This is a genomic window from Nocardiopsis sp. TNDT3 (genome assembly GCF_003427465.1).
GTDB lineage: Bacteria > Actinomycetota > Actinomycetes > Streptosporangiales > Streptosporangiaceae > Nocardiopsis > Nocardiopsis dassonvillei.
On sequence record NZ_QPFC01000642.1, the window covers coordinates 1 to 9,169 of the forward strand.

Annotated in this window: 8 protein-coding genes; 3 read left to right on the plus strand and 5 right to left on the minus strand. The window is 72.6% G+C overall.

All coding sequences use genetic code 11. The features are described from left to right. Nucleotides 1–48: 48 nt before the first annotated feature. The 3 genes from hisG to DQW06_RS16250 all read right to left on the minus strand — a co-directional run bounded on the left by hisG (nt 49) and on the right by DQW06_RS16250 (nt 2,258). The gene (hisG, locus tag DQW06_RS16240) at nt 49–903 is read right to left on the minus strand and encodes an ATP phosphoribosyltransferase (protein ID WP_117198844.1); all 855 of its coding nucleotides are present in this window, start codon (nt 901–903) and stop codon (nt 49–51) included. Nucleotides 904–978: 75 nt separating this feature from the next. Further along, nucleotides 979–1,242, minus strand: a complete 264-nt coding sequence (locus tag DQW06_RS16245; protein ID WP_013156366.1) for a phosphoribosyl-ATP diphosphatase — start codon at nt 1,240–1,242, stop codon at nt 979–981. 182 nt (nt 1,243–1,424) lie between these two features. Next, complete coding sequence (locus tag DQW06_RS16250; protein ID WP_071621007.1) at nt 1,425–2,258, minus strand: SDR family oxidoreductase; 834 nt, start codon at nt 2,256–2,258, stop codon at nt 1,425–1,427. Between the two features lie 208 nt (nt 2,259–2,466). Here DQW06_RS16250 and DQW06_RS16255 point away from each other — a divergent pair, with 208 nt between their 5' ends. Then, complete coding sequence (locus DQW06_RS16255) at nt 2,467–3,171, plus strand: class I SAM-dependent methyltransferase (RefSeq protein WP_013156364.1); 705 nt, start codon at nt 2,467–2,469, stop codon at nt 3,169–3,171. 80 nt (nt 3,172–3,251) lie between these two features. Here DQW06_RS16255 and DQW06_RS16260 read toward each other — a convergent pair whose 3' ends face one another. Together DQW06_RS16260 and alr are read right to left on the minus strand one after the other, a co-directional pair. Next, nucleotides 3,252–4,304: a D-alanine--D-alanine ligase family protein gene (locus tag DQW06_RS16260; protein WP_013156363.1), complete on the minus strand. Its 1,053-nt coding sequence runs from the start codon at nt 4,302–4,304 to the stop codon at nt 3,252–3,254. Then, a complete protein-coding gene (gene alr / locus DQW06_RS16265) occupies nt 4,297–5,505 on the minus strand; it encodes an alanine racemase (RefSeq protein ID WP_198048822.1) in 1,209 nt (402 codons plus the stop codon). The genes DQW06_RS16260 and alr overlap by 8 nt, the downstream gene beginning before the upstream one ends. 102 nt (nt 5,506–5,607) lie before the next feature. On the opposite strand from alr, the gene DQW06_RS16270 reads away from it, so the two are divergent. Both DQW06_RS16270 and DQW06_RS16275 read left to right on the plus strand, forming a co-directional pair. Next, complete coding sequence (locus DQW06_RS16270; protein ID WP_013156361.1) at nt 5,608–6,264, plus strand: response regulator transcription factor; 657 nt, start codon at nt 5,608–5,610, stop codon at nt 6,262–6,264. A 488-nt stretch (nt 6,265–6,752) separates the two neighbouring features. Further along, nucleotides 6,753–9,113, plus strand: coding sequence for a trehalase-like domain-containing protein (locus tag DQW06_RS16275; protein ID WP_117198843.1), 2,361 nt, complete (start codon nt 6,753–6,755; stop codon nt 9,111–9,113). Nucleotides 9,114–9,169: the final 56 nt, after the last annotated feature.

Consider the following 9,169-nt stretch of genomic DNA (forward strand, 5'->3'; position numbering starts at 1 on the left):
GGACCGGCATGACGCCGGTCCCCGCCGGTCCGTTGCTCAGGACACCGCCTACAGGCGGCAGGCGTAGATGTCGGTGACCAGGATGGCGCGGGCGCCGAGCTGCCACAGGTCGTCCATGATCCGTTGGGCGTCCTTGCTCGGCACCATCGAGCGGACCGCGACCCAGCCCTCCCGGTGCAGCGGGGAGACCGTCGGCCCCTCCATGCCCGGGGTGAGCGCGACCGCCGCCTCCAGGCGCTCGGCGTGCACGTCGTAGTCCATCATCACGTAGTCGCGGGCGACCAGGACGCCGCGCAGACGGCGCAGCAGCGTGTCGAACCTGGGGTTCTCGGGGGCCCCGGACGGACGGATGACCACCGCCTCGGAGACCAGGATCGGCTCGCCGAAGGTCTCCATGCCCGCCTGGCGCAGGGTGGTGCCGGTGGAGACCACGTCGGCGACGGCGTCGGCGACGCCGAGCTGGACGGAGCTCTCGACCGCGCCGTCCAGGTGGATGACGCGGGCGTCGACGCCCTGCTCGTCCAGGTAGGAGCGCAGGAGGCCGTCGAAGGACGTGGCGATGCGCTTGCCGTTGAGGTCGGACACCTTCATACCGGCGCCTCCGGGCGCGGCGAAGCGGAAGGTGGAGCCGCCGAAGCCCAGCGGCAGGACCTCGTCCACGGCGGCGCCGGAGTCCAGCAGCATGTCGCGGCCGGTGATCCCGGCCTGGAGGATGCCCTCGCCGACGTAGACGGCGATGTCCTTGGGCCGCAGGAAGAAGAACTCGGTGTCGTTGTCGGGGTCGATCATGACCAGGTCGCGGCTGCTCTTGCGCTGCCGGTACCCGGCCTCGCTGAGCATCTCCACGGCGGGTTCGGAGAGCTGGCCCTTGTTGGGCACGGCGATTCTCAGCATGTCGGGCATGTTCACGGCTTTCTCGTGGCTGCGTGTACGGGGACGTGGCGTCGGTGGCCGGATGCGCACGGGCGGCGCGTCGGCCTACAGATGCTTGTAGACGTCCTCCAGACGCAGGCCACGGGCCAGCATCAGGACCTGGAGGTGGTAGAGGAGCTGCGAGATCTCTTCGGCTGCCTGGTCGTCCGACTCGTACTCGGCGGCCATCCAGACCTCCGCCGCCTCCTCGACGACCTTCTTGCCGATGGCATGGACGCCGGCGTCGAGCTGGGCGACGGTCCCGGAGCCCTCGGGGCGGGAACGCGCCTTCTCGGACAGCTCGGCGAACAGCTCTTCGAAGGTCTTCATGGTGTCTTTCCTCGACCGACAGATGCGCTACCAGCGTAGGCGGTCCGGCGCCCCGATGCCGCACCCTCGGGGGGATGTCTCATCATGTGGGCGGCGGCGTGCGCCACACCGCGCCGCGCCCCGCAGGTCGCGTCCCCGCGCGGGGCGGCCGTCGCGCCCGGTCCGCAGCGCCTTCGTCCGGTTCACCACACCCTGCGTGCGGCGGCGCGCACGATCGGCTTGGGGATGAAGCGCAGGAGCCCCGTGGCCGCCTTGTACTGGGCGCCGGCGACGACGCTGGAGCGCCCGGCCGCCCAGGCGGTGAGGGACTCGCGCACGACCTGCTCCTTGGGGACGAACGCGAACGCGGGCATCCCGCTCTCCTGGACGCCCCTGGTCATGTCGGTGCGCACGAACCCCGGCAGGACCGCGGTGACGTGCACGCCGTGCTCGGCGACCTCGGCGGCCACGCTCTCGCTCCACAGGGACACGAACTTCTTACCGGCCCCGTACACCGAGCCGCCGGGGTTGGCGGTGATCTCGCCCGCGACGGAGGAGAGGTTGATGACGCCGAGCCTGGTCCGGCGCGGCAGGCCCCCGCGGCGGGCGATCTGCACCGGCAGGACGGCGCGGGTCAGGTGCAGGACCGCGCGCACGTTGAGGTCGAGCATGGCGTCGATCTCCGAGGGCTCCTGCCTGACGAAGGGGCCGCCGTCGCCCCGCCCGGCGTTGTTGACGAGCAGGTCCACGGGGGCCTCGTCGCCGCTGCCGTCGGCGGACAGGCGTTTGACGACCAGCGAGAGGCCCTCGTCGGTGCCCAGGTCGGCGGGCAGGGGCTGGACGCCGACCCCGTAGCGTCCGCCGATCTCCTCGGCGAGGGCCTCCAGGAGCTCGCCCCGGCGGGCGACGAGGACGAGGGAGTAGCCGCGTTCGGCGAGCCTGCGGGCGTACTCCTCGCCGATCCCGGTGGAGGCTCCGGTGACCAGCGCGGTCCGTGGGTGGGCGGGGGTCTCGGAGGTGCTGGCCGGTTCGCTCATCCCCCCAGGGTAGGCCGTCACCGGTCGCGGGGACAGCGGCCTCGGCGGACACCGGACCGGCGTGCGCGTACGGCGGCGCCCCGGCCCGCGCGGCGTCGGAGTTCCCCTTTGCGCGGTGGGTATGGACACACACGGTTTCACCTGGGTTTTCCCAGAACGCGGCCGCGCCGACTCCCTTCGGGGAGGGGTGAGGCGTTAGCGTGCGTGTATGTCCGAGACCCACAGTCCTGCCGGACCCCTTTCCTCCCTGAGGTTGGACGAGCGCCTGCGTGACACCCGACTGTTCTTCAGCCAGGCGCTGCGCACCTTCCACGCCACCGGTTCCATCCTCCCCAGCAGCGGTGCGCTGGCGCGTGCGATGGCCGAGTACGTCCGGCGCCGACCAGAACCCGACCGCCCGCTGCGCATCCTGGAGGCCGGAGCCGGAACCGGCGCGATCAGCCGCGGGATCGCCGCCTCGATGCAGCCGGGGGACACCCTGGACCTGGTGGAGGCCAACCCCGAGTTCGCCGCCCACGTGGAGGGACTGCTCAAGACCGACCCGGTCATGTCGCGGGTGGCCGACGGCTCCCGCGTGCACGCCAAACTCGTCAACGACATGGGCACCGACCGGTCCTACGACGTGATCGTGTCGGGCCTGCCGTTCGCGAACTTCACCGCCGACGCCGTCCGGGAGATCCTGGACTACTACTTCGAGGTGCTCGAACCGGGCGGCACCATGTCCTTCTACGGGTACCTGTACACCAAGGAGGTCAAGGCGGTCATCGCCCGCCGCGAGGACTACCTGCGCCAGGCCCGCACGAGCTGGCTCGTCCAGGAGTGGATCGACCGCTACGGCATCGGCTCCGAGAAGGTGTTCGCCAACGTCCCGCCCGCGTGGGTGCACCACCTGCGCAAGCCGGGGAAGGGCTGAGCCCCCTCCCCTCACAGCCACATGGAAGGGCCCGCCACACACGTGGCGGGCCCTCGCGTTTCCCGGGACGGACGCGGCCCTCAGGCCAGCGCGGTCCGGATGAGGCTGTCCAGCAGCTCGGGGTACTCCAGGCCCGTAGCCCGCCAGATCTGGGGGTACTGCGAGTGCGCGGTGAACCCGGGCAGGGTGTTGACCTCGTTGACGACGGGTTCGGTGCCCCCGCGCAGGAAGAAGTCCACGCGCAGCAGGCCGGAGCAGCCGACCGCCTCGAACACGCCCAGGGCGAGGTCGCTCAGCTGCGTCTGGATCCCGACCGGCAGGTCGGCGGGGATGTCGAAGACCGCGTCGCCCCCGTACTTGGTGTCGTAGTCGAAGAAGCGTTCCGTGTCCGCGACCCGGATCTCCAGCGGCGGCCCGACCTTGAGCGCGCCGTCGGGCAGCTCCAGGACGGCCAGGTCGACCTCGCGTCCGACGACCGCCTCCTCCACCAGGACCTTGGTGTCGAACTCGCGCGCGGTCTTGACGGCGGCCTCCAGCTCCGACCAGTCGCCGACCCGCGTCACCCCCAGGCTGGAACCGCTGCGCGCGGGCTTGACGAACACGGGCAGCCCCAGCTCGGCGCGCTCCTGCGGCGAGACCTCGTCGTCCGGTCCGCGCAGCACCACGTCCCGCGCGACCGGCAGCCCCGCCGCGCGCAGCAGCGTCTTGGTGGTCGCCTTGTCCATACCGGTGGCGCTGGCGAGCACGCCGTTGCCCACGTAGGGCACTCCCAGGAGTTCGAGCATCCCCTGGATCGTGCCGTCCTCGCCGTAGGGGCCGTGGATGACGGGGAAGACCACGTCCGCCTCGCCCAACGCGAGGATCGCCTCGCCCAGGCCGTCACCCGGGCGCCGCTCCCTCTCGCCGCCGGGCTCGGGGGTCAGGGCCGTCAGGCGCTCCGCGTCCAGCGCGGCGGGGTCGTCGGTGTCGGTGCCCACCACCCACGCCCCGGCGCGCGTGATCCGCACCGGGACGACCTCGTACCGGTCGCGGTCCAGGTGGGTGAGGACCGACATCGCCGACGCGCACGAGACGTCGTACTCCCCGTTGCGTCCACCGAAGACGACGGCGACGCGTGTCCTTGCCTCAGGCACTCGATCTCTCCTTGCTCGGTTCGCGCGGCACGGGCCGCGCCAGGTCCTGGTGGAGGCGGGGCACGCGCGCACCCACGCCGGTGAGAATCTCGTGGGGGATGGTTCCGGCCCAGTCGGCCCACTCCTCGACGGTGGGCTCGCCGCGGTCGCCGGGGCCGAACACGACCACCTCGTCGCCCTCGCGCACGTCCATGCCGCCGACGTCGACCACGAACTGGTCCATGGCGATGCGTCCGGCCACGGGGCACCGCCGTCCGGCGATCCACACGTAGGCCCGGTCCCCCGCCGCACGGGGCACACCGTCGGCGTAGCCGAGCGGGACGAGGGCGAGCAGGCTCTCGCGTGGGGTGGTGTAGGCGTGGTGGTAGCTGACGCCCGTCCCCGCGGGGACCCGGCGGACCATGGCCACCCGGGCGCGCAGGGTCATGGCCAGGCGCAGGCCGAAGCGCCTGCCCTCGACGGGCTCCACTCCGTAGAGGCCGACGCCCGCCCGGACCAGGTCGAAGTGCGTGGCGGGCTCGTTGAGGATCGCGGCCGTGTTGGCCAGGTGCCGCAGCGACGGGTCGAGCCCGGCCGCGCGCGCCTGGGAGAGCGCCCCCTCGAAGGCGGTGACCTGCTGCGCGGTGGTCGCCGCGCCGGGCAGGTCGGCGGAGGCCAGGTGTGACCAGACACCGCGCACCCGGACCAGGCCGTCCAGTTCCAGTACGCGGGCCAGACCGACCAGTCCGGGCCAGGCGTCCGGCGGCGCGCCGTTGCGGCTCAGCCCGGTGTCGGCCTTGAGGTGGACGTGCGCGACACGGCCCGTGCGCACGGCGGCGTCGGCCACGGCGCGCAGGTGGCCGACCGAGGGGACGGACAGGTCCACGTCGGCGGCGACGGCGGAGTCGAAGTCCTGGTCCGCACGGTGCAGCCAGCACAGCACGGGGGCGCGCAGCCCGGAGCGGCGCAGGGCGAGCGCCTCCTCCAGGGAGGTCACGCCCAGCCAGGTCGCTCCGGCCTCCAGGGAGGCGCGGGCGACCTCCACGGCCCCGTGGCCGAAGCCGTTCGCCTTGACGACGGCAAGAATTTCGGAATTGGTCCGCTTTGCCATGAACCGTACATTGTGGGCGATCGCGCTTATATCAACGAGGGCCTCACCCAGGGGCGAGGCCGGGTGGCCGGGGAGGTGGAGCGAGTGCTCCCCGGGGTCGGTCGACGGCATGACCAAGAAGTAGACACGACGCGCTGTGAACAGAGTGTGAGCGCCCCCCTCGCCACGTCCTACGGAAACGCCCGCCGCGCGCGGAGGGAGAAGGAAGAGCGTATGAGGGTCTTGGTCGTGGACCACGGAGAGGACCCCGCACAGCCGACCGCCTCATGGCTGCGGGAGGCCGGTTTCGCCGTGGACACCGCTCCCGACGGGGAGACGGCGCTGTACAAGCTCGCCGTCAACGAGTACGGGGTCATGCTGCTCGAACGGGCTCTGCCGGGGCTGAGCGGGAACGAGGTGTGCCGCGTGGCCACCGCCCTGCACGGTCAGGTGCGGGTGCTCATGGTGAGTTCTCCCACCAGCCCGAAGGAGCGGCTCGCCGGTTTCGAGCTGGGCGCGGACGACTACCTCATCAGGCCCCTCGACCGCGAGGAGATGATCGCACGGGTCCGCGCCCTGGCCAGGAGGCCCGGCCTGGCCGAACCGCCGGTTCTGGAGCGCTCGGGCCTGCGGCTCAACTCCACCCGCTACGAGGCCTTCCGCGACGGCAGGCCGCTGCACCTGTCGCCCAAGCAGTTCGGGGTGCTGGAGGAGCTGCTGCGCGCCGACGGCGCCCCGGTGTCGGCGGAGGCGCTGCTGGAGAGGGTGTGGGACGAGAACATCGACCCGTTCACCACGATCGTGCGCGTGACCATCCGCTCCCTGCGGCGCAAGCTGGGCACCCCGAACCCCATCCAGACCGTGCCCCGCGTGGGTTACCGGCTGCCGTGACCCGGGTGCCGGGCGGAACGGGGACCGCCGGACCGGGGCGGTGACCGGGGCCCGCCGCCGAGCGCCGACGTGTCCCATCGCACGTCCCGCGCCGGGGGAGCGCACCCGCCCCCTCCACCACCCGGATCCTCGGCAACGGTGGGTGGTCACGGGCTCGCCCGGGACGGGATCCGCGACCTTCGCCCCGTTTTGCGACTGATTCGTGACCTGCATCACTGGAATCTGAGGTCGCAGGGACCTGTGGGACGCAGGTAGTCTCGCGTTGACTTCTTGCGGACCGGATCTTTGCGTTCGGCACCACCTCTCGCCCACGCACACGTGAAGAGCTCCTGAGGATCCCTCTGACGTCCCCGGAAGTCCCATCCCGCGCCACAAGCCCTGGGCCCACTCTTGTGCACACCCATATCAGAGTGAACCAGCAGCATGCGCGCGGAGTCCTACAGATCATCCGATTCCCCAGGTCAACGCGGACCAACGGAGGAGGCAGCGTGACGGTCACCCAAGCGGTCGAAGCGGTTCCGGGCATGCCGGGGGACACCGCTCCCGCGCTCATGCCCGTGGACGTCCGGCAACGCGTCTCCGCCCTCGCCAGAACCTCACGGCTCCTGGTGGCCTGCGACTACGACGGCGCCCTCTCCACGGTCGACCCTGCCGACCGGCGTCCGCTGCCCGAGGCCCTGCGCGCGCTGCGCGACCTGGCCGACCTGCCGGGCACCGTGTGCGCGGTCATCTCCGGCCGCCCCCTGCGCGACCTGGCCGCGCTCTCGCGCCTGCCCGCCGAGGTGCGCCTCGTGGGCGCCCACGGCACCGAGTTCGACACCGACGTGACCGTCGACCCCGACCACCGCAACGCCGACTCGCCCTCGGACAAGGCGGCCGCCCTGGAGCTGCTGCGCGACCAGGTCGAGGCCACCGCCATCCTCTACATCGGCGGCGGCGAGGGCGAGGAGCCCGTCTTCATGCGGCTGACCGGCGCCGACGCGGGCGTGCGGGTCGGCGAGGGGCCCACCGTGGCCTCCCACCGCGTGGCCGACACCCCGACCGCCGCGGCCCTGCTGTCCGCGCTGGCAGCCGAGCGCCGCTTCTGGGTCTTCGGCGAGCGCCCCACGCCCATCGAGCGCATGTCGATGCTCTCCAACCAGGGCTCCGTGGCCCTGGTCGGCCCGGACGCGCGCCTGCTGTGGTTCTGCCACCCCGAGCCCGACTCGAACGCCGTGTTCGCCGAGGTCCTGGGCGGCCGCCAGGCGGGCGTGTTCGCCGTCGCCCCCGCCCACGGAGGCCGTCCGCTGGGCCAGCGCTACCTGCCCGGCACCATGACCGTGCGCACCCGCTGGTCGCGCATGGACGTCACCGACTACCTCGCCCACGGCACCCCCCAGGGGCGCACCGACCTGATCCGGGTGATCAGCGGCGTCACCCCGGCCACGGTGGAGTTCGCCCCCCGTCCCGACTTCGGCCGCGCGCCGGTGCGCATCACGCCGCAGGAGAACGGCCTGCTGGTCGAGGGCTCCGACTTCCCGATGGCCCTGTACTCGCCCGGCGTGGAGTGGGAGATCGACCACGACGGCGTCTCCGACCTCGCCCGCGCGGTCGTCCACCCGCGCTCGGAGCAGCCCGTGGTGCTGGAGCTGCGCTGCGGCACCGACTCCCTCGTGCACGGCACGCTGCCCGAGTCCGAGCGTCAGCGGGCCTCCGGCGAACACTGGTCGCGCTGGCTCGACGGGCTCACCCTGCCCGACACCGCCCAGCAGCTGGCGGCGCGCTCCGCGCTCACCCTGCGCGGGCTGTGCACCCCCTCCGGGGGCGTGATGGCCGCCGCGACCACGTCGCTGCCCGAGGAGATCGGCGGCGTACGCAACTGGGACTACCGGTACTGCTGGCTGCGCGACGGCGCCCTGACCGTGCAGTCGCTGGTCTCCCTGGGCTCGACCGCCGAGGCCGAGGAGTTCCTGGACTGGGTGCACCGGGTCGTGGACTCGCTGCCCGGCCCGGAGATGCTGCGCCCGCTGTACTCGCTGCGGGGCACGAACCTGGGCCCGGAGGAGGTCATCGAGTCGCTGTCCGGGTACGCGGGCTCGCGGCCGGTGCGGATCGGCAACCTGGCCGACCACCAGGTGCAGCTGGACGTGTTCGGCCCCGTCGTGGAGCTGATCGAGAAGCTGTCCTCGGTGCGCGGCACCCTGGCCGACCGCGACTGGGACCTGGTGCGGTCGATGGCCGAGGCGGTCGCCCGCCGCTGGCACGAGCCCGACCACGGCATCTGGGAGGAGCGCGACGAGCCCCGCCAGCGCGTCTACTCCAAGGTGATGTGCTGGGTGACCCTGGACCGCGCCGTCTCCCTGGCCCGTGCCTACGGCCGCGAGGTGGACCCGTCCTGGCCGGACCTGCGCGACGGCATCGCCGCCGAGGTGCTGGACAAGGGCTGGAACGAGGAGGCGCAGGCCTTCACCACCGCCTACGACGGCACCGACCTGGACGCCGCGTCCCTGCACATCGGCCTGTCCGGGCTGATCGACCCGGCCGACGAGCGCTTCCAGGCCACCGTGACCGCCGTGGAGGCGGAGCTGCGCAGCGGCCCGACCGTGTACCGGTACCACCGCGACGACGGCCTGCCGGGCGGCGAGGGCGGCTTCCACCTGTGCACCGCGTGGCTGATCGAGGCGTACCTGCTGACCGGCCGCCGCGCGGAGGCGGACGAGCTGTTCAAGCACCTGGTGGACTGCGCCGGACCGACCGGGCTCATCCCGGAGGAGTTCGACCCGGTCACCGAGCGGGCGCTGGGCAACCACCCGCAGGCGTACTCGCACCTGGGCCTGATCCGCTGCGCCCAGCTGCTCGACCGCCTCTGAAGGACCCCAAGGGGCGTCCGCGGCGCGCTCCCCGGCCCGTGAGGGCCGTGGGAGCG